Origin of the sequence: Thermosulfurimonas marina (assembly GCF_012317585.1) — a bacterium.
Lineage (GTDB): Bacteria > Desulfobacterota > Thermodesulfobacteria > Thermodesulfobacteriales > Thermodesulfobacteriaceae > Thermosulfurimonas_A > Thermosulfurimonas_A marina.
Window position 1 is genome coordinate 232,352 of the sequence record NZ_CP042909.1, and the last position, 18,378, is coordinate 250,729.

General features: G+C 59.6%; 20 protein-coding genes. 8 read left to right on the forward strand and 12 right to left on the reverse strand.

The features are described from left to right. Positions 1 to 157: 157 nt before the first annotated feature. The 5 genes from FVE67_RS01170 to FVE67_RS01190 all read right to left on the reverse strand — a co-directional run bounded on the left by FVE67_RS01170 (position 158) and on the right by FVE67_RS01190 (position 4,457). Positions 158 to 496 (reverse strand): hypothetical protein, encoded by a 339-nt coding sequence (locus FVE67_RS01170; RefSeq protein ID WP_210534622.1) that lies wholly within the window; start codon positions 494 to 496, stop codon positions 158 to 160. A 77-nt stretch (positions 497 to 573) separates the two neighbouring features. Further along, positions 574 to 2,064 (reverse strand): ArnT family glycosyltransferase, encoded by a 1,491-nt coding sequence (locus tag FVE67_RS01175; protein WP_168718850.1) that lies wholly within the window; start codon positions 2,062 to 2,064, stop codon positions 574 to 576. Further along, a complete protein-coding gene (locus tag FVE67_RS01180) occupies positions 2,031 to 2,576 on the reverse strand; it encodes a phosphatase PAP2 family protein (RefSeq protein ID WP_168718851.1) in 546 nt (181 codons plus the stop codon). Before FVE67_RS01180 ends, FVE67_RS01175 begins: the two co-directional genes overlap by 34 nt. Continuing rightward, the gene (fsa, locus tag FVE67_RS01185) at positions 2,573 to 3,226 is read right to left on the reverse strand and encodes a fructose-6-phosphate aldolase (RefSeq protein WP_168718852.1); all 654 of its coding nucleotides are present in this window, start codon (positions 3,224 to 3,226) and stop codon (positions 2,573 to 2,575) included. The genes FVE67_RS01180 and fsa overlap by 4 nt, the downstream gene beginning before the upstream one ends. 31 nt (positions 3,227 to 3,257) lie before the next feature. Beyond that, positions 3,258 to 4,457 carry an argininosuccinate synthase gene (locus FVE67_RS01190; protein ID WP_168718853.1) on the reverse strand — a complete coding sequence of 400 codons (1,200 nt, stop codon included), beginning with the start codon at positions 4,455 to 4,457 and terminating at the stop codon, positions 3,258 to 3,260. Between the two features lie 58 nt (positions 4,458 to 4,515). On the opposite strand from FVE67_RS01190, the gene FVE67_RS01195 reads away from it, so the two are divergent. Genes FVE67_RS01195 through FVE67_RS01220 form a run of 6 tightly spaced genes read left to right on the forward strand, consistent with a single transcriptional unit; the run spans position 4,516 to position 8,878 of the window. Then, entirely contained in the window at positions 4,516 to 5,490 is a 975-nt protein-coding gene (locus tag FVE67_RS01195) for a polyprenyl synthetase family protein (RefSeq protein ID WP_168718854.1), read from the forward strand. Continuing rightward, positions 5,487 to 6,125, forward strand: coding sequence for an HAD family hydrolase (locus FVE67_RS01200; RefSeq protein WP_168718855.1), 639 nt, complete (start codon positions 5,487 to 5,489; stop codon positions 6,123 to 6,125). The genes FVE67_RS01195 and FVE67_RS01200 overlap by 4 nt, the downstream gene beginning before the upstream one ends. Before the next feature lie 31 nt (positions 6,126 to 6,156). Beyond that, positions 6,157 to 6,687, forward strand: coding sequence for a YceD family protein (locus FVE67_RS01205; protein ID WP_168718856.1), 531 nt, complete (start codon positions 6,157 to 6,159; stop codon positions 6,685 to 6,687). A gap of 11 nt (positions 6,688 to 6,698) precedes the next feature. After that, entirely contained in the window at positions 6,699 to 6,881 is a 183-nt protein-coding gene (rpmF, locus tag FVE67_RS01210; protein WP_168718857.1) for a 50S ribosomal protein L32, read from the forward strand. Positions 6,882 to 6,887: 6 nt separating this feature from the next. Beyond that, entirely contained in the window at positions 6,888 to 7,892 is a 1,005-nt protein-coding gene (plsX, locus tag FVE67_RS01215; protein ID WP_168720304.1) for a phosphate acyltransferase PlsX, read from the forward strand. Beyond that, complete coding sequence (locus tag FVE67_RS01220) at positions 7,889 to 8,878, forward strand: beta-ketoacyl-ACP synthase III (RefSeq protein ID WP_168718858.1); 990 nt, start codon at positions 7,889 to 7,891, stop codon at positions 8,876 to 8,878. The genes plsX and FVE67_RS01220 overlap by 4 nt, the downstream gene beginning before the upstream one ends. On the opposite strand, the gene FVE67_RS01225 is transcribed toward FVE67_RS01220, so the two are convergent. Genes FVE67_RS01225 through FVE67_RS01240 form a run of 4 tightly spaced genes read right to left on the reverse strand, consistent with a single transcriptional unit; the run spans position 8,847 to position 11,786 of the window. Next, the gene (locus tag FVE67_RS01225) at positions 8,847 to 9,569 is read right to left on the reverse strand and encodes a pseudouridine synthase (RefSeq protein WP_168718859.1); all 723 of its coding nucleotides are present in this window, start codon (positions 9,567 to 9,569) and stop codon (positions 8,847 to 8,849) included. The two genes, FVE67_RS01220 and FVE67_RS01225, sit on opposite strands and share 32 nt — an antisense overlap. A gap of 2 nt (positions 9,570 to 9,571) precedes the next feature. Beyond that, on the reverse strand, positions 9,572 to 10,762 hold the full coding sequence (gene amrB / locus FVE67_RS01230; RefSeq protein WP_168718860.1) for an AmmeMemoRadiSam system protein B: 1,191 nt from the start codon (positions 10,760 to 10,762) through the stop codon (positions 9,572 to 9,574). Then, entirely contained in the window at positions 10,759 to 11,541 is a 783-nt protein-coding gene (locus FVE67_RS01235) for a ParB/RepB/Spo0J family partition protein (protein ID WP_168718861.1), read from the reverse strand. The genes amrB and FVE67_RS01235 overlap by 4 nt, the downstream gene beginning before the upstream one ends. A 14-nt stretch (positions 11,542 to 11,555) precedes the next feature. Next, positions 11,556 to 11,786: a hypothetical protein gene (locus FVE67_RS01240; protein ID WP_168718862.1), complete on the reverse strand. Its 231-nt coding sequence runs from the start codon at positions 11,784 to 11,786 to the stop codon at positions 11,556 to 11,558. A gap of 119 nt (positions 11,787 to 11,905) precedes the next feature. Between FVE67_RS01240 and flgM the strand changes: the two genes are divergently transcribed. Further along, a complete protein-coding gene (gene flgM / locus FVE67_RS01245; RefSeq protein WP_168718863.1) occupies positions 11,906 to 12,217 on the forward strand; it encodes a flagellar biosynthesis anti-sigma factor FlgM in 312 nt (103 codons plus the stop codon). Positions 12,218 to 12,220: 3 nt separating this feature from the next. On the opposite strand, the gene FVE67_RS01250 is transcribed toward flgM, so the two are convergent. Both FVE67_RS01250 and FVE67_RS01255 read right to left on the reverse strand, forming a co-directional pair. Continuing rightward, positions 12,221 to 14,290, reverse strand: a complete 2,070-nt coding sequence (locus FVE67_RS01250; protein ID WP_168718864.1) for a biotin/lipoyl-containing protein — start codon at positions 14,288 to 14,290, stop codon at positions 12,221 to 12,223. A gap of 361 nt (positions 14,291 to 14,651) precedes the next feature. Then, positions 14,652 to 16,109 (reverse strand): acetyl-CoA carboxylase biotin carboxylase subunit, encoded by a 1,458-nt coding sequence (locus FVE67_RS01255; RefSeq protein WP_168718865.1) that lies wholly within the window; start codon positions 16,107 to 16,109, stop codon positions 14,652 to 14,654. Between the two features lie 98 nt (positions 16,110 to 16,207). Between FVE67_RS01255 and FVE67_RS01260 the strand changes: the two genes are divergently transcribed. After that, on the forward strand, positions 16,208 to 16,858 hold the full coding sequence (locus FVE67_RS01260; protein WP_168718866.1) for a MarC family protein: 651 nt from the start codon (positions 16,208 to 16,210) through the stop codon (positions 16,856 to 16,858). 27 nt (positions 16,859 to 16,885) lie between these two features. Here the strand turns inward: FVE67_RS01260 and FVE67_RS01265 are convergent, their stop codons facing one another. Next, positions 16,886 to 18,343, reverse strand: a complete 1,458-nt coding sequence (locus tag FVE67_RS01265) for a carbohydrate porin (protein WP_168718867.1) — start codon at positions 18,341 to 18,343, stop codon at positions 16,886 to 16,888. Positions 18,344 to 18,378 lie beyond the last annotated feature (35 nt).

The window sequence follows — 18,378 nt, forward strand, 5'->3', positions numbered from 1 at the left end:
TGCAAAAGAAAAAGAAAGACCAAAAAGATAAACAAAAAGAAGATTCCCCGGAGCCCTGCGAAGAAGGGAAAAGGCTCGGTAAAGGGCCGCAAAAGAAAAAAGGATCATTAAAAAAGCTCCTAAGAAATCCGCGGCATAGAGAGGAAAGAGGGGAAGACTAAAATTCAGCATATTCTTCTTGAACAAAACTCTGCAAAGATTTCCAAAGAAAATACATGGCCGGCACACAAAAGAGATGATCAAATCGTAGAAAATAATAAAGAAGATACTTCCAGTTTAGCGGTCCGGATATTGTGCTTTGAAAGGATGCCGAATAATAAGTGTTCGTAGAGAGGTAAAGTTCCAAAAGATGAACGGCCAAGGCGTCTATATTCCAAAGGAAGAAGAAAAAAAAGGTCAAACGCAGGTAGAACCAAGGGCGAGCCTCTTTTCCGGGCAGACGACGCGACCAATAGAACATCAAAAGGAGGGCCCCGCCGAAAATTACGTGGGCCATAAGATGAATATAGAGACCTTCAGGACAAAAATGAGGCTGGGTAGCCCAGGCCGGGGAAATTAAAAGCCCCAAAAGGCTTACAAGGAAAATTCTTCCGAAAAGCACGTATTTATTATAAAATACCCCCGCCAAAGGGAAAGGGTCCTCTTCCGGCCTCCGGGAAGAGGAAAGCTTCCCCTAAAAAGAGGGATGGCTTCGGGAGAAGGTGGAGGCCCCCCTTCTTTCAAGGCCCAGAGGATCTTCCTCCCGCAGAGACCCTGGGGGATACCCCAGAGATGATATTGGCTTTTCGGGCGGGGCGCCGGAAGCTGATAGACCTGCGGGTGGTCCGGAAGGTAAAAGGCCAGCTCTGAGGCCAGATAGCGATGATTGGCCACCAGAGGCTCCCCGGGCCGGCGATACCTCTCTACCGTCCGGGCCATCTTCCGCCAGCCGTAAAAACGAAAAAGGAGCCCGGCCACCGGGCGAGGGAATTTCTCCGGAAAGCGGGGGAGTTGATAAAGAAGGGCCGTACCCAGCAGGGCCAGGAGCAGCCCCGCAAGATAGATCCCCCGAAGAAGACGGGCCTTCCTTCCTCCTTTTAAAGAAAAGACTATGCCCGACGCAAGGGCCAGCCCGGCCACAAAGAAGGGCATGGGCCAGTTGGCGTTCACCTTGCGTAAAAAGGAAAGAGGAAGCACCGCCAGATAGGGCCAGGCCGAAAGGACCCAAAGATAGGAAAGCTCGGGCCTTTCCCGCCAGTCTCGCCGCCTAAAAAGCATAAAGGCTCCCCAAGCGAAAAGACCGAAAAGGAGGGGAGAAAATACCCCGGCCTGTTCCGCAAGAAAGCGCCCCGGCCCCAGGAGATAGGTCCCTTCTTCTTCTTTGAAATGATGCTCGGTATGCCTGAGGGTGATCCAGTTATGGGTGGCCATCCAGTGGAGGTTGGGGGCCCAGAGGAGAAGGGCCACCGCCAGGGTAATCCAGGGTCCGGGCCGGCGGAGAAGCTCCCGCCGATAAAAGAAAAGCCAAAGGCCGTAGAAGGCCCCAAAGGCCAACATGGTCTGCTTGGTGAGAAGACCCAGGCCACAAAAAAGGCCAAGAAGAAACCAATACCGCAGGCTATTTTCCTCCGCCGCCTGCCAGCCAAAATAAAGGGCCCCGGCCCAAAAGAAAAGAAGCGGGGGATCAATGGTCATGAGAAGGCCAAAGACGGTAAAGATGGGCGTGAGCGCCGCAGCAAAGAGGGCCCAGCGGGCGGGAAGACGCCCAAAAAGGCGATAGACCAGGAGATAGAAAAAGACCAAAAAGCCCATCCCGCAAAGTAAGGCCGGAAGCCGCACCGCATATTCCGAGATTCCCAGAAGATGGGTGGAGGCGGCAATAAGCCAGGCCACCAGGGGAGGTTTGCTATAGTAGCCGAAGGCCAGATGTCGCGACCAGTCCCAGTAATAGGCCTCATCCGGGGAAAGCTCCAGATGGACCTCCCGGAGAAACCCCAGACGGAAGGCGAAGATCACCAGGAGGAAAAGTCCTTCGGCCGAAAAAAGAAGGTCTAGGAGGCCCTTTTCGCCCTTCTCCAAAGCCATCCTCCGCTAAGGCCCACAGTCCCTCCCACCAACCACCCGAAAAGCACATCCCGGGGGAAATGATGCCCCAAATAGACCCGGGAGATCCCTACCAGAAGGGTGAAGGGAGCCGCAGCCAGAAGGGTCCAGGGCTCCACCATCCCGAAAAAGGCCGTGGCCGCCGCGGTGTTGGTGGCGTGACAGGAGGGAAATCCGTAGCTTTCGGCCGAAAGGGCCCTTTCAGTTCTCCGAAAATGCCCTCCTTTATAGACCCTTACCCCGGAGAGGGCGGCATAAGGACGAGGGAAATGAAAGGCCGGCTTGAGCACCCGGGCACAGAAGGCGTCGGCCAAAAGCACCAGTGCCAGGGCCAGAAAGGGCACCGCCAACACCCGGCGGCCCCTGTGCCAAAGGAGCCCCAGGGAAAGGAGGATGAAAAAGGCATAAATCACCCGGGGCTCGCTCACCCCGATCATGAGCCGATCCACCACCGGTCCCAGATCCTGATTGAGGAGAAAAAAGAGGGCTTTCAAATTTTAATCCCCGCCTCCTCTGCATCCCGGAGAAAGCGCTCCAGGCCCACATCGGTGAGCGGATGGCGGAACATCTGTTTGATGACCTTGTAAGGGATGGTGGCGATGTCTACCCCTAACTCCGCACAGCGCCGCACATGGTCCACGTGGCGGATGCTGGCGGCAATAATCTCGGTCTCCACCCCATAGACCTCATAAAGGTTTACCACTTCTTCGATGACCATCATTCCGTCATAGCCGATATCGTCGATGCGCCCAATAAAGGGGGAGACATAGGTGGCCCCCACCTTGGCCGCAAGTAAAGCCTGTAAAGGAGAAAAGACCAGGGTGACGTTGGTCTTGATCCCCTCGGCCGAAAGGGTCCTTACCGCCCGGATACCGGCCTCGGTACAGGGGATCTTGATTACCGCGTTGTCTCCCAGCTTGGCCAGTTCCCGGGCCTCCCGCACCATGCCCTCGGTATCCGTGGCCACCACCTCCACGGAGACCGGAAGCCCGGCACATTCCTTGAGGATTTCGCTTACGGCCTCCTTCCACGGTCGGCCCGTCTTCTTGACCAGGGAGGGATTGGTCGTCACCCCGTCAAGGATCCCCAGTTCTTTAATCTCACGAATTTCGTTAATGTCTGCCGTGTCGATAAAGATCTTCATCGCCGAACCTCCTTTGAGATCTGGTCTGGGATCAGGCCCGGCCCTTCCGCGCGGACCAGAGCTTCAGACGCAGGGCCTGGAGACGAATAAAGCCCTCGGCGTCCTTCTGGTCATAGCCTTCGGCCCGGTCAAAGCTGGCCAGATCCTCCCGATAGAGACTCACCGGGGACTTCCGGCCCACCACCATGGCCTGGCCTTTGTAAAGTTTTAGGCGCACCGTACCGGTAACATTCTTCTGGGTCTCTTCAATGAAGGCCCTCAGGGCCTCCATCTCCGGAGAGAACCAGAAACCGTAATAGATCAACTCTGAAAATCTGGGAATGAGGCTATCCCGGAGGTGCATAACTTCCCGATCCAGGGTGAGGTGCTCCAGGGCCCGATGGGCCGTATGGAGGATGGTTCCTCCGGGGGTCTCGTAAATTCCCCGGCTTTTAAGCCCCACAAAGCGGTTTTCCACCATATCCACCCGCCCTACCCCGTGACGGCCGCCCATCTCGTTGAGAAGGGAAAGGAGTTCCACCGGAGAAAGCCTCTGGCCATTTACCGCCACCGGAACCCCGCGCTCAAAATCGATCTCCAGGTATTCCGGCTCGTCCGGGGCCGCCTCCGGAGAAACCGTCATCCGGAACATATCTTCCGGAGGCTCAGCCCAAGGATCTTCAAGAATTCCGCCCTCGTAGCTTATATGAAAGAGATTGGCATCGATACTGTAAGGCTTTTCCCGGGTAACCGGTACCGGAATACCGTGTTCTTCCGCAAAACGGATAAGGTCCTCCCGGCCCTCGAACTCCCACTGCCTCCAGGGAGCGATGACCTCTAGCTCCGGGGCCAGGGCCGCGTAGGTAAGCTCAAAACGCACCTGGTCGTTTCCCTTGCCCGTGGCCCCGTGGGCTACGGCGTCGGCCCCCACCTCCCGGGCCACGCGCACCTGCTCTCGAGCGATAAGCGGACGGGCCAGGGAGGTACCCATGAGATACCAGCCTTCATAGGCGGCGTTGGCCTTTAAGGCCGTGAAGACAAATTCGGAGACGAATTCCTCCCGCAGGTCCCGAATGATCACCTCTTCGGCCCCCACGGCCAGGGCCCGCCGACGCACCTCCTCCCAATCTTCCTCCTGCCCCACATCCGCACAAAAGGCCACCACCGGACAGCCATATTTTTCAAGGAGCCATTTTAAGATAACCGAGGTGTCCAGTCCTCCGGAGTAGGCCAGAACGATCTTCTTAGGCATCAAGCACCCTCCGCACTCTTTCCTTTTCCCTTATCTTGGGGCATTATAAAGCTCGAACATGGAGAAAGAAAGACTCCTTGCCGCGCTGGCCGAAGACCTGGAACGGATTGAGTCTGCCCTTTCGGCGGTCCAGGCCTCCCAGGTGCCCTTTATCAATGAAGTGAGCCACTACATCCTCTTTGCCGGGGGAAAGCGCCTCCGGCCCCTCCTTACCGTGCTCTGCGCGCGCCTTCTGGGCTATGAGGATCCCGATATTTACCACCTTTCCGTCCTTTTCGAATATCTGCATGCGGCCACTCTCCTTCACGACGATGTGGTGGACGGAGCAGAATTTCGGCGGGGACGCAAAGCGGCCCACAACCTCTGGGGCAACCAGGCCACCATCCTGGTGGGAGACTACCTTTATGCCCGGGCCCTGAGGATTGCCGTAGAGAAGGGAAACTTCGAGGTCCTCAAGGTAGTCACCCAGACCACCCTTCTTATGAGTGAAGGGGAGGTGCTCCAGCTCTTAAATGTGGACAATACCGGGCTTACCGAAGCCGAATACGAGGAGGTCATCTTCCGGAAGACCGCGGCCCTTATGGCTGCGGCCTGTGAATGCGGAGGGATCATGGCCGGGGCCGGCCCTGAGGAACGGCGAGAACTTTATCGCTTTGGGCGTCACCTGGGGCTGGCCTTTCAGATCACCGACGATCTTCTGGACTACCTGGGAGTCTCCGCGGAGACCGGAAAGGACCTGGGTACGGACTTCAAGGAGGGCAAGGTCACTCTCCCCCTGATCTACGCCTTGGAGGTGGCCGGGGACGGAGACCGCTCCCGGCTTCTGGCCCTCCTGCGCGACCCCGAGTCCACCCCGGAAAGCTTCCACGAGGCCCGGGAGATCATCGCGCGTCTGGGAGGCTTCGAGAAGACCCGCCGGCGGGCGGAAAGAGAGGTGGAGGCCGCCCTTTCGGCCCTTTCCCGGTTTCCCGAAAATCCCACCCGCAGGCTCCTCGAAGACCTCACCCGTTATATCCTGGTGCGCCGCCGATGAAAAATTGTCCCCAACTCCTGGTCTTCGACTGTGACGGGGTCCTTTTTGACTCTCGGGAGGCCAACCGGGCCTATTACGAGGACATCTGTCGGGCCCTGGGGCGCCCTCCCCTCACCGAGGAAGAGCTCCGTTACGTCCATATGCACACCGCCGAAGAGTCCGTGCGCTATCTTTTCCGGGACCTTCCGGAAAAACTGGAAGAGGCCCTGGCCTATCAACGAACCCTCCCCTACGAAAAATTCCTGTGCTACATGAAACTAGAACCCGGCCTCAAAGAGTTCCTGGAATGGGCCCGAGGCCGATTTCATCTGGCCATCTCTACCAACCGCACCACCACCATGGGACGCCTGCTGGAAATCTATGGCCTGGAGCCCTTTTTCGATCTGGTGATGACCGCCTTAAAGAGCCCTAAACCCAAGCCCCACCCGGAGGCCCTCACCGTTATTCTGGAGCACTTCGGTGTGGCCCCGGAGGAGACCCTCTACATTGGAGACTCGGAGGTAGATCTCCAGCTCTGCCGGAGTGTAGGGGTCCCCCTTGCGGCCTACAAGAATCCCTCCCTCCCTGCGGATCTCCATCTCCAAAGCTACGAAGATCTGCGCCGTTTCCTTTCTGCCCTCCCGAAAAAGGGGTAAAGTAAGGTGAGGGCCGAAGGAGGTCTTTGACATGAGCGGTCTTAAAGTGCGCCTAGAAGACATCCCCCCTGAGGGGTTGCGCCTAGAATTTGAAGAGGGCCCGGAGCTCCTGGCCGACTGTTTTCCCGCCCAGGGGCCGGTGGCCGCCCGGGTCTTCTTGAAAAAATCCGGAATTGATGTTAAAGCCAGGGGACACGTGAAGGCGGAGGTGCGTCTAGCCTGCGACCGCTGCCTGGAAGAATTTGTCTGGCAGGTGGATGAAGATTTTGAGGTGGAATTTCGTCCGCAGGCCTCCGCGCCCCTTCGGGAGGAGACGCAGCTTACCCGGGAGGACCTGGAAGTGATCTTTTTTGAAGGCGACGAGGTCCCGGTGGGGGAATTGGTGCGGGAGCAGGTTATCCTCTCCGTACCGGACAAACGTCTCTGCCGGGAGGACTGTCGCGGACTGTGTCCGGTGTGCGGAAAGAATCTCAACACCGGAGAATGTGGATGCCCACGGCGGGCCCAGAGCCCCTTTGCCGTGCTTAGGGAATTGATGGCCCGCAAGGCCCAAACCGGTTAAGGAGGTTGATCATGGCCGTTCCCAAGCGAAAGACTTCGCGCTCCCGCCGAGGCATGCGCCGGGCGCACAAACACCTGACCGCTCCTTCGGTCTCGGTCTGTCCCCGGTGCAAGGCCCCCAAGTTGCCTCATCGGGTATGCCCCAGCTGTGGCACCTATCGGGGCAAGGAGTTTCTGCCTTCCGAGGAAGCCTAAGGAGTGATCCGGGTCGCCTTGGACGTCATGGGGGGAGATTACGCCCCCCGAGAAATACTTTCCGGGGCCAGGAAAGCCCTAAAGGAAAATTCCGATCTTTTTCTCCTTCTGGTGGGCCCGGAGGAGGTCCTGGAGAAATTTCCTTCCCACGAACGGGTGGAGAAGGTCCCGGCCCCGGAATGGGTAGAGATGGAGGAAGCCCCGGCCGAAGCCCTGCGCAAGAAACCCCGGGCCTCCATCCGGGTGGCCTTGGAGCTGATAAAAGAAGGGCAGGCCCAGGCGGTAGTAAGTGCCGGCAATTCCGGGGCCACTTTCGGGGCGGCCCTTCTGACCCTGGGGAGGCTTCCCGGAGTCCTGCGCCCGGCCATCGCTACCGTGCTCCCCACCTTGGGCCGACCGGCGGTCCTCATCGATGCCGGGGCCAATGTGGACTGTAAGCCGGTACACCTTTTCCAGTTTGCCCTCATGGGCGCCCTCTTTTCCGAAAGGATTCTGGGGATTAAGCGCCCCCGGGTGGGACTACTTTCCATCGGAGAAGAAGGGGGCAAGGGCAACTTCCTGGTCAAAAGGGCCCACGCCCTCCTTTCCGAAAGTCCCCTCAACTTCGTGGGTAACGTGGAGGGGCGACATATTTATTCCGGGGAGGCCGAAGTCATCGTCTGTGACGGTTTTGTGGGCAATATCTGTCTCAAGGTCTCCGAAGGGGTGGCCGAGGCCCTGGGGGAGATGCTTAAGCGGGAGGTGCGTCGCGATCCCTTGGCCCTTCTGGGCTTTTCCCTGGCCCGAAGAGCCCTTTCCCGCTTTCGACATAAGGTAGACTGGCGGGAGTATGGCGGGGCCCCCCTCCTCGGGGTCAACGGGGTGGTCATCATCGGTCACGGGCGCTCGGATGCCCGGGCCATAAAAAACGCCCTTTTTACCGCCAGCCGCTTTGTAAAGACCGGTCTGGTGGAAAAACTCCGCCTTTCCCTTTCTGCAGAAAGACCCGACGATCTTCAGGTCGTATCATGAGCAAGGCTGGAGCCTTCATCCTGGGTACCGGACGGGCCCTGCCTTCGCGGGTCCTCACCAACCGAGATCTGGAAAAAATGGTGGACACCTCCGACGAATGGATCACCCAGCGCACGGGGATCAAGGAACGCCGCATTGTGGCCGAAGGAGAGTCCAACAGTAAGCTGGCCATTTCCGCGTCCCGTAAGGCCCTTGAGAAGGCCGGGGTGGCCCCGGAAGAACTGGACCTCATTATCGTGGCCACCCTCACCCCGGACTATCCCATGCCTTCGGTGGCCATCCTGGTGCAGGAGGCCCTGGGGGCCCACCGGGCCGGGGCCTTCGATCTCTCGGCCACCTGCTCGGGCTTTCTTTACGCCCTCTCCATCGCCGACAAATTCGTGCGTGAGGATCCGGCCCGCAAGATCCTGGTCATCGGAAGCGAGGTCCTTTCTAACAAGACCAACTGGGAGGACCGAACCACCTGCGTCCTTTTCGGGGACGGGGCCGGCGCCGCGGTGGTCACCGGCTCCCCAGACGGCCGGAGAGGAGTCCTTTCCACCCATCTTCACGCCGACGGCTGCCTCTGGCACCTCCTTACCCTCAAAGGCTGTGGCTCCCTCTATCCTCCCTGCGACCCCCGCATCCCCCGAGAGGACTATTTCATCCGCATGCAGGGCCGGGAGGTCTTCAAAAACGCGGTCCGGGCCATGGAATCCGTGGCCTTTGAGGCCCTCAGGGCCAACGGCCTTTCCCCCTCGGATATCGCCCTCCTCATTCCCCACCAGGCCAACATCCGCATCATTGAGTACCTGCGCGAGCGTTTGGAGCTCCCCGAAGAACGGGTCTTCGTAAACATCCACAAGTACGGCAACACCTCCGCCGCCAGTATCCCCATCGCCCTGGACGAAGCCCTGGAGGAAGGACGCCTTAAGGAGGGGGATCTGGTCCTCATGGTCTCCTTCGGCGGGGGCTTTACCTGGGCGGCCGTGGTCCTGAGGTGGTAAGTCTTTGGATTTCTTCTTCGGTAAGCTCCCGATATTCTCCGGGACGGAGATTCCCTAGCGCAAGCGGCCCAAAGCGCATCCGGAGGAGGTGCTTTACCTTTAGTCCCACCGCAGAAAGGAGCCTCTTGACCTCGTGATATCGCCCCTCGGTAAGGGTAATCTCCAGGAGGGCCTCCCCTTTTCCCCTTTCGAGAATACGCACCTCGGCCGGCCGAAAGCGCTCCCCGGCGATTTCCATTCCCCGGCGCAGAGGCTCCAGGGCCTTCTCGGAGACCTCCCCTGAGACCCGCACCCGATAGACCCGGGGCACGGCATATTTGGGATGGAGCAGGCGATGGGCCAACTCCCCGTCATCGGTCACCAGGAGAAGTCCCTCGGCGTCGCGGTCAAGGCGCCCTACGGGAAAGAGCCGCTCGTGCCGGGGGATCTCCCGGAAAAATTCCATGACCGTAGGAAGCTTGTCGGCAGTGGAAGTGACGTAACCGGCAGGCTTGTAAAAAAGAAAGTAGCGCTTCCTGGCCGGAGGGGAGACCGGCTTTCCGTCTACCCGGACCTCCTCACCGGGCCCTACCTGATAGGCCGGATCCCGCACCAGCCGGCCGTTTACCGTTACATGCCTTTTGAGGATGAGCCTTTTGGTCTCCCGGCGGGTACCGTAGCCGGCCTCGGCCAGATACCGGTCAAGCCGCATGGCTAAAAGATTATCCCGGCCGCGGCCACGGAGACCAGGGAGCCCGGGCCAAAGGGCACGGCCTCCTGGTGGTAGATCTCCCCTTGCCGGGGGGCTCCCTCAAGGAAGCGGGCCAAAAAGGTGAGACAGGAAAGGCCGCAGATCTTAAAGGGAAGGCTGGCCCGGGCCTCGGCGAGAAAACGGCCATAGTCTCCGGAAAAGAGGGCCTCAAGCAGGGCCCGGTCCCGAGCCACGGCCTGGAGACCCTCGGCCGGGCCTGCAGGCTGGGGGTCCCCGTAGCGCAGACCCAGATGGGCAAAGTCTATCCCCAAGACGAGATAGGTGTTCTCGTCCCAGAGGGCGCGCAACCCCTCAAGGAGGGCCTGATATCGGGGCTCGGCCTCAAAGGGATCGAGCCCGGAGGCCAGATAAGGCTCCACCGGGCCGAAAAGAAAGGGCACCACCGGCACCTCTCCAAAGAGGTACCTTAAAAAGAGGACCTGAAATTCCAGAGAATGTTCGTTGCGGTGGGCGAACTCATCGGGGAAAAGCTCCGGCACCCTCCGGGCCAGGGCCTGCACCAAGGCCCGATCCACGGGAACACGGCCCAAGGGGGTCTCGAAGTCCTTGGTAAGGAGGGAAAAGGGGCGCTCGAGCTGGTGCCCGGTCCCGAGGAGGATCACCCGGGCCCCTTGGGGAAGCCGGAGACTCCGGTAGGCCTCGGCGTAGGTCCGGGCCGCGGAGGAGAGATCCAGATGGGGGGCCAGAAGGACCCGTGGGGATCTGCGGGAGGGAGAGGCCGCCTCCAGGATCCCGGAAAGAAATTTCTGCAGGGCCTCGGGTTCGGCGGGATAGGAGCGACCGGCACAGGCCGGGGCCCTGGAGGGGGCCTTCCTCCAGGCAGCCTCGACTTCAGCCTTGCGACGCTTAAAGGTCTCCCCGTCCAGAAAACCATGAGCCTCAAGTTTTTGGACCAGGGAAGCCACCTCTTCAAGCATCACCAGACGGCCCAGGGTCCGGGTGGCCACCACCTGGAGATCCCGCAGGCTGTGTCTTCCGTCCATGGAGGCCAGAAGCGGGGCTACCTCCTGGGGCAGGACTAGAAAATTCTCAGTATAGCCCAGGGGGTCGCGCAGGAGAAGGGAAGGCCGACCCCGCCACTCAAAGGGAAAGATGTCGAGCGGCCGCAAAACCGGGGTAAAATCCGGACTCATTCTATCCCTCCGAAATCCTCCGGCCCCAACTCTCGCACCGCAGCCTTCACCTTCTCCAGGGCGTCGTAGTACTCGTCCTCAATAGTCCGCACCCGCACTCCATAGGCCCTCTGGATGGCCTTGCGCACGATCTCTCCCTTAAGAAGGGCGTTGGTCCAGCCGAGCTCCCCGTATTTGGCGTTCACCTCCTGGTTGACCTCAAGGAGCTTCTGGGCCCGGCGTCGGCGTTCCTCGGCGGCCTCGGAAAGGGGCTCCTCCAGAAAGCGGTCGATCTTGGAAAGAAGACTCTCGTAAAAACTGGCCGGAAAGCGGGGCTCAAACTCCTCCAGGACAAAACCAAAGGTAATGAACTGGGGCTCCTTAAAGTAGGTGTAAAGATCGGCCTCGATGGCCTCCGGGCTTTCCCGCAGGAACTCCTGAAAGAGCCGGTAGGCCTGTTTGGACTTCTCCTTGACATTGGGGGGCTTTTCGGTGTTGAACTCCAGGATATGGAGATAAAGATCCTCCGGGGCCACCACGGCCACAATCTCCCAGGCCCCGAGGTCCCGCATGGCCTCCAGCCGATGGCGCCCGTCCACCACGTAATAGCGGCCGTCGTGGGGACAGACCACAATAGGGGTCACGAACCCCAGCTTCTCGATGGCCAGCTCCAGGTGCTTTTTGAGCCCCTCGGAAAGATCGCGCTGAAAGGGGGGAACCTCCACCTCCTCCAGGTCAAAGACCGCCAGAATAAGGGGCATCTTTTTTACCGGATCCTCGAAACGGGCCAGCTCCCGCATCCTCTCACCCCCTCTCAAAGATTTCGATCCAGGATCAATCCCCGGTAGAATTTCTCCGGCTCGGCCAGGAGCCGATACCGCTTAAGGCCCCCTCCTCCCACAAGAGAGAACTCCGGGGGCTCCGCACCCCGCACCTCCGGTCCTCGGCTCTCCCTGGGAGGCCCTTTAAAAGGGATAAACATTCCGCTATTTATGTAAAGAGGGGCGGAAAGGGCCAGATGGAAAATGGTGATAAAGGAAGCCATGGCCGAGATTAAAGTTTTTGGGGTCTCTTACCGATTATAATAAAGAGGTAGTGTGAGATGAAGGTCCCGAGAGCAGAGGCCAGCCTGGTGGCCCGAATTTATAAAATAGGAGAGTGGCCATGAAGGTTAAAGATATCCTTCCTTATCTTCAGGGTCCGGCCAAGGGAGTGGAAAGGCCCGGCCGAGGGGGAAAGGCAGAGGCGGTACGCGTAAGGGGCGAGAGGGCCGAAGGTCCCCCTCGCGAGGATCGGGTGGAGCTCAACGGGCGGGCCGTGGTGGCCGAGGCCCGGGAGAGGATGCGGGAGCTTCCTGAGGTGCGGGAGGAACGGGTGGAGGCCCTGCGGCGCGAGATTGAGGCCGGGACCTACCGGGTGGAGCCCGAACGGGTGGCCCGGGCCATGCTGGCCGACCTTCTCAAGGACATTTATTAAACCTCAGTCCTTGACCTCCTCGCCTAGATTGGCCGGGACCTCCTTGGGGCGATATTCCTCGAGAGGCTTGACCACAAAAAGGAGCTGCCCCTCCACCACGCTTTCGTTCACCTTCACACAGATCTCCTCCACCACGCACTCGAAGGGGGCGTAGATGGGGGTCTCCATCTTCATGGCCTCAAGATTGGCCATCTCCTCTCCCTTGTGGTAGATATCGCCCACTTTAAGTTCCCCGCGCTTGGGGTTGCCCAGGCGCCAGACGTTGCCCTTGATGGGGGAGCCGATCTCGTTGGGGCCCTTGGCCATGCGCACTTCCTTTTTCTTGACCCGGGGAGTGGCCACCTCAAAGACCCGGGTCTTGTTGTTCACCTTGACCACCACGTGCATGATCCCGTCGTGTTCGGCCCCCACGGAGACCAGCTCAATGGTGTAGGGTTTGCCCATAAAGTAGAACTCCACCTTGTCTCCCGGCTTGCGCAGCCCGTAGCGGAAGACCGGGGTGGGAAGCACATAGGAGGCCTCGCCGTACTTTTCGAAGAATTCGAAAAAGGCCAGGGCGTCCTTGGGGTGCATGAGGTAGATGATGAATTCCTCCTCTGTGGGTTCGCGGCCTAGCTCTCGGCGCAACTCCGCCCGGGCGGCCTCAAGGTCCAGCTCCGGCACGGTCTCCAGAGGACTGGCCTCCGTGCGCTCCTTGAGTTTCTCCTGCCACTCCTCTCCGAAGGCGCTGCGATAGACCCATTCGTCCGGCCAGCCTGCCGGAAGACGCCCGTATTTCCCCAGGATGAGGTTCTTGAAGTCCCCGGGCGCGGTCTTGAAGAGTTCCAGAAGCTCCTCCTTTTCCTCCTCGCTCATGGCCTCGAAGTCGCAGTTTTTCTCCTCCACGAAACGCCGCAGGAGGTCCAGGATGTGCCGCACCCCAGCCTCTCCGTGCTCCTTGGAGTAGCGGTTTACGATGCCGGAGCAGGTCACCCAGGTGATCTGGGAGCCCGGGGTCACGTCGAAGTATTTCACGATTCGGTTGTAGTAGCTCATGAGCTCCAGGATATAGGGCATGAGGTGGAGAAAGCCGTTCTTTTCCGCCTGTTCAAAGGAGGAGGGGAAGGCCCCACCGGGCATGCGGTGTTTGACCACCATGTAATCAAAACCCTTGAAGGGGCTTTCGGCCCAGTCGTAGTAGTTGATCCACTCCCGAACCTTCTGGACGGCAAGCTCCGCCAGGCGCACATTGAGGTTCACCTTGAAGCCGGCCTCGGTGAGATAGGCGTAGGCCGAAAGCATGGGGGGCTGGCCGTAAAAGCGGGCCAGGGAGTCCTCCTCCACATCGATGATCTTCACTCCGGCCTCCACCGCGGCCTTGTAAGCCGGAAGGGCCAGACCGTCGGTGGCGTGCCGGTGGTAATGGATGACCAGTTCCGGATACTTGTCCTTGATGGCCGAGACCAGACTGCGGATACGCTCCGGGCTCCCCACCCCGGCCATGTCCTTGATGCAAAGGATGATCTCCTCGGTCCCCCCGCACAGGGCCACGATCTCGTCCACCACCCGAAGGTAGTAAGCGTTATCCGCCCAGTCCGCATCGGTGAAAGAGATGGCCGGCTCAAAGAGCCTCTCCCGCTCCATGACCACCTCGGCCACGGTGCGCATGTTCCGGATATCGTTGAGGAAGGAAAAGCAGCGCCAGAGGTCGATGTCCACCCGGGAGACCACATACTCGATCACGTTCCGGGGATAAGGCCGGTAGCCCCAGAGGTTGGTCTCCCGAATAAGGGTCTGGAGCATGACGTTGGGCATGAGGCGCCGGTAGGTGCGCAGTTCCTCAAAGGGGCTCTCGCGGCGGTTCAGAATACCCACGTGCCAGCGGGCCCCTCCGTGACACTCCACGCTGAAAAGCCCCATCTCGTTGTAGAGGGGACAGAGGGTCTTGAGGTCGATAAGGCGGTGTCGGTTCTTGTAATCGGATTGCCCGGCATCCCGCAGGGAGGTGGAGGTGAAAAAGACCCGATCAGATTCCCGGAGGGTCTTTACGATCTCTGCCGGTTTCATCCCCGGCTTAAGGCGCACCAGTTCCATAACGACCTCCTTTACTTTGAACTGTATCCCGTGATAGATATGTGGGAGAGGATCGGCGATTACCTCTTAAAGGTAAGTCTAGTTCTGTTGGCCACTTTAGTGCTTCCTCTGCTGGTTCAACCGCATACCTCCATCTTGATCTTTCTTTTGGGGGTCTTTTGTTATACCCTGACCGTAATAGCGGGATTTTTGGCCCTGAAACGGAGGCTAAGAGATACGGTGTAAGGGGGAAGAGATGGAAAATATGATTTGGGTCTATATCGCGGCCCTTTTGGGAACGGCCATCGCCTTCTTCTTTGGGATCAAGTATGACCGGGAGAGAAAAAAGGCCCGAACCGGGGCGCGCCACGCCTGACCTCCTTTACATCCAGCTCTGGGGCCCGAGGGCCGAGATCTCGGCCACATAGCGGGCGATCTTGAGGACCTCCTCGTCCGGGTCAAACTCCTTGAAGGCCGAAACCAGTTCCTCCAGGTGCTCCTCAATGAAGCGGGTGGAAAACTCTCCGGCCCGGAATTTGGGGTGCCGGATGATGCTGATGAGAAGAGGGGCGATAGTCTTCACTCCCTCCACCCGCAGACCCCGGGAAAGGGCCCGGTCCATGACCCGGATGGCCTGATCGCGATCGGCCCCGGCACTCATGATGAGCATAAACATGGAATCGTAGTAAGGAGGAATCTCCGCCCCCTCATAGACCCCGGTGGAGATGCGGATGTTGGGCCCGTCCGGGATTTGAAGCCGGGTGATGGTCCCGAAGGAGGGGGTAAAGGTGCGCGGGTCTTCGGCGGTGAGCCGGCACTCTATGGCCCAGCGGTTGCTCTGGATATCGCGCTGATGAAAGGGGAGGGGTTTGCCCTCGGCAATCTGGATCATGAGGTCCACGATGTCCAGTCCGGTGGCCAGTTCGGTGACCCCATGTTCCACCTGAAGACGGGTATTGACCTCCAGGAAATAGAACTTCCGGGTTTCGGAGTCCAGCAGGAACTCCACTGTGCCCGCGGAATCGTAGCCGATCTCCCGCATGAGCCGCACCGCGGTGAAACAGATCTCCTGGCGCAGATCATCGTCCAGAGAAGGGGCCGGAGTCTCCTCGATGATCTTCTGGTTGCGGCGCTGGATGGTGCACTCGCGCTCAAAAAGGTGCACCACGTGGCCGTGCCGGTCGGCCACAACCTGGACCTCCACATGTCGGCCGCGCTGGATATATTTTTCGGCAATGAGGCTGGAGTCCCCAAAGGCCTTGTAGGCCTCAGACTGGGCGTGGGAGAACTTCTGGGGCAGCTCCTCGGCGCTTTCCACCTTGACCATACCCTTTCCGCCCCCGCCCAGGGCCGCCTTGAGCATGATGGGAAACTCCACCCTTTCACGCTCCATCCACTCCAGAACCGCCTCGGGGCTCTGCGGATCTTCTATCCCCGGAATGGTGGGCAAATTGGCTCGCTTGGCCAGCTCCTTGGCGGCCTTCTTGTCTCCCATGAGGGAGATGATCCGGGGACTCGGGCCGATCCAGGTAAGACCGGCGTCGATCACCCGCTGGGCGAACTCCGCATTTTCCGCAAGAAACCCCCAGCCGGGATGGATAGCATCGGCCCCGGTCTGGAGGGCGGCCTCGATGATGCGGTCCATGTTGAGATAGGACTTAAGCGGCGGCCCCTCCCCGATGTGCACGGCCTCATCGGCCATAAAGACATGGAGACTCAGCCGGTCCGGGGTGCTGTAAACCGCCACCGTAGGGATCTTAAGATCCCGGCAGGTCTGCATGATACGCACCGCCGGCACTCCACGGTTGGCCACGAGGATCTTGCGGATCTTTCCGGACATAGGACGACCCCTGGGAAAGATTTGAGGTCCCTTACCACATTTCCAGAGGATCCTCAAGACCTTCTTGCGTCTCCCTTAAGCTCGCCTATCATTTAGGTATGCGCCCCGAAACCTTGGCCTACCTCGGCTTTCTCCTTCAGGTCTTCGTAGGCTTCGTGGCCATTATGAATCCTATCGGAAATACCCCCATTTATCTTTCGCTGGTGGAGGACTTTTCCGAGGCCGAGAGACTGCGCGTAGCCCGTACCGCGGTCCTCTGGGCCTTTTTCATCGTGACCGTCTTCACCCTCGGGGGGAACCTCATCTTTCGCCTCTTCGGCATTACCCTCCCGGCCTTCCGAATCGCCGGGGGTATCCTCCTTTTCATGATCGCCTATCACCTGGTGCGGGCCCGTCGTTCCCACCAGCACCACCCTACGGAGGAAGAGGAAGAAGAGTCCCCGGAAGACATTGCGGTGACCCCCTTGGCCACTCCCATTCTCGCCGGCCCCGGGACCATCACTACCGCCCTATCCCTGGTGGGCCGTAAGACCGACCCGGTAAAGATCCTCACGGTGATCGGAGTCTTTGGCCTGGTCTGTCTCCTTACCTACCTCTGCTTTGTTTACGGAGAGGCCCTCACCAAGCGCCTACGGCCCTACTGGGTAGGGGTCATGACCCGGCTCATGGGTCTGATCCTGGCGGTAATCGCCGTCCAGATGGTTCTTGAGGGGTTGAGCGAGGTCCTTCCGCAGATGTTTATCAAATAAAAAGGGGGCCGTGCGGCCCCCTCCCATCTAATATTCCCAGACTCCGCGGAGGCTGAAGACCCAGAAGCCGTCGTCCTCAAGCCCCGCCGGATTCCAGGTGTACTGAAAGTCCGGGGTGAGGGCCAGGTGATCGCTGGCCTGAAACCGATAATAAACCTCCAGATGCCATTCGTCCCGGGCCTCGTGTCGGTGCATGTGAGGATCCAGGACCAAACGCCGGGCATACACCCCCTGGCCCTCCCAGTAGTCCTCGTAAGCGTCACTTATCCCGAACCAGGCCAGGCCCAAACCCAGCCGGTCCTCCCCCCGGCCCCACCGGGCCCCGGAGATCGAAACCCCCAGACTCGCACTCTGCTCAAAACCGTAAGAAAAATCCAGATCCTCAAGCCCCGTGTTCCAGTAACCCACCAGCTCGTCCCCCCGCCAGCCGTAACGGAAAAAGATCCCCATCCCTTCGGCCACCTCCTGGTCAAAAGAAACCCCAAAACCCCAGGCCGGCTCGTCATTTTCCGGCTCGATCCCTTTGGCAAAATAATCCTCAAGATCGTCCCACTCCAGGTGCTTTTCCCCCTGATACCACAGGTAAAAGCGGTAGTTTCCCGGCCGGCCCCAGAGCCGGGGACTTACCGCAAGCTGGGCCACCAGGAAGGGATAGTCAAAAAGGTTGTCCCAATCCGAATTCGCGTCCTCGTAGCCCAGCGTAAAACTCCACCTCTCGGCCTCCAGGGCCGCCACCACCCCGAAGCTGTAAGAGGCCCACTCCACAGCAGCGTTATTTACGAAAACCGGGCTCATAAACTGCCCAAGCTCGTCGTTGGCATACTCGTTCTGGTCCACCTCGGTAGTCACGTCTATCTTCCCGGCCCGAAGACGTAGCTTTCCCCAAGAAAGCCGCCAGTCCCTTTCATACCAGGCCTCACTCACCCGCACGTCCCCGTCCTCGGTCTCCACCGGGACCATAGAAAGCCCCTCGTCCACGATCCCCGAAAAGCTCGGCACCTCGGCCTCGGGGTTCTTGCCGGAGCCCATCTCCAAGAGCACATAGGCCCGATCCCGGGGAGAAAACTCCGCGGAGAAGGAAAGATCCACCGAGGCCGCCCCGTAGGCCTTGTCTTCGTCGGTCAGGACCAGATCCGAGGCCCCGGCGGGCTCCCGGCCCCCGTGGGCATGAAGGTTGGCCAGCTCCTTGTCCGCTCCCACCAGACCCTGAACCAGACCCGCGGCCGAAAGCCCCACCTCCACCCTTTCATACCAGGGCCGCTTTTCGGAAGGAACTTCGACCCGAGCCTCCTTTGCAGAACGTTTTTCGTAGTCCGCCAGGCGCCGTTCAAGCTCTTCCACTCGCTGGGCCAGCCTCCGGTTCTCCTCCATCACCTGCCGAAGCATGCGCTTCAGCTCCTCCACCTCCGGATCCGCCGCCCAGGAGGCCCCCCAGGCCCCAAAAAAGAGAAACCCTATCAAACAGCAGAAGAGCAGCCTTCTCATCCTCGCCCTCCCCAAACTGGATTTTATGCTATTTT

Coding starts and splice junctions, on each gene's coding strand:
- FVE67_RS01170 (WP_210534622.1), bottom strand. CDS start 496: ATGGCCCACGTAATTTTCGGCGGGGCCCTCCTTTTGATGTTCTATTGG.
- FVE67_RS01175 (WP_168718850.1), bottom strand. CDS start 2,064: ATGGCTTTGGAGAAGGGCGAAAAGGGCCTCCTAGACCTTCTTTTTTCG.
- fsa (WP_168718852.1), bottom strand. CDS start 3,226: ATGAAGATCTTTATCGACACGGCAGACATTAACGAAATTCGTGAGATT.
- FVE67_RS01190 (WP_168718853.1), bottom strand. CDS start 4,457: ATGCCTAAGAAGATCGTTCTGGCCTACTCCGGAGGACTGGACACCTCG.
- FVE67_RS01195 (WP_168718854.1), top strand. CDS start 4,516: ATGGAGAAAGAAAGACTCCTTGCCGCGCTGGCCGAAGACCTGGAACGG.
- FVE67_RS01200 (WP_168718855.1), top strand. CDS start 5,487: ATGAAAAATTGTCCCCAACTCCTGGTCTTCGACTGTGACGGGGTCCTT.
- FVE67_RS01205 (WP_168718856.1), top strand. CDS start 6,157: ATGAGCGGTCTTAAAGTGCGCCTAGAAGACATCCCCCCTGAGGGGTTG.
- rpmF (WP_168718857.1), top strand. CDS start 6,699: ATGGCCGTTCCCAAGCGAAAGACTTCGCGCTCCCGCCGAGGCATGCGC.
- FVE67_RS01220 (WP_168718858.1), top strand. CDS start 7,889: ATGAGCAAGGCTGGAGCCTTCATCCTGGGTACCGGACGGGCCCTGCCT.
- FVE67_RS01225 (WP_168718859.1), bottom strand. CDS start 9,569: ATGCGGCTTGACCGGTATCTGGCCGAGGCCGGCTACGGTACCCGCCGG.
- amrB (WP_168718860.1), bottom strand. CDS start 10,762: ATGAGTCCGGATTTTACCCCGGTTTTGCGGCCGCTCGACATCTTTCCC.
- FVE67_RS01235 (WP_168718861.1), bottom strand. CDS start 11,541: ATGCGGGAGCTGGCCCGTTTCGAGGATCCGGTAAAAAAGATGCCCCTT.
- FVE67_RS01240 (WP_168718862.1), bottom strand. CDS start 11,786: ATGGCTTCCTTTATCACCATTTTCCATCTGGCCCTTTCCGCCCCTCTT.
- flgM (WP_168718863.1), top strand. CDS start 11,906: ATGAAGGTTAAAGATATCCTTCCTTATCTTCAGGGTCCGGCCAAGGGA.
- FVE67_RS01250 (WP_168718864.1), bottom strand. CDS start 14,290: ATGGAACTGGTGCGCCTTAAGCCGGGGATGAAACCGGCAGAGATCGTA.
- FVE67_RS01255 (WP_168718865.1), bottom strand. CDS start 16,109: ATGTCCGGAAAGATCCGCAAGATCCTCGTGGCCAACCGTGGAGTGCCG.
- FVE67_RS01260 (WP_168718866.1), top strand. CDS start 16,208: ATGCGCCCCGAAACCTTGGCCTACCTCGGCTTTCTCCTTCAGGTCTTC.
- FVE67_RS01265 (WP_168718867.1), bottom strand. CDS start 18,343: ATGAGAAGGCTGCTCTTCTGCTGTTTGATAGGGTTTCTCTTTTTTGGG.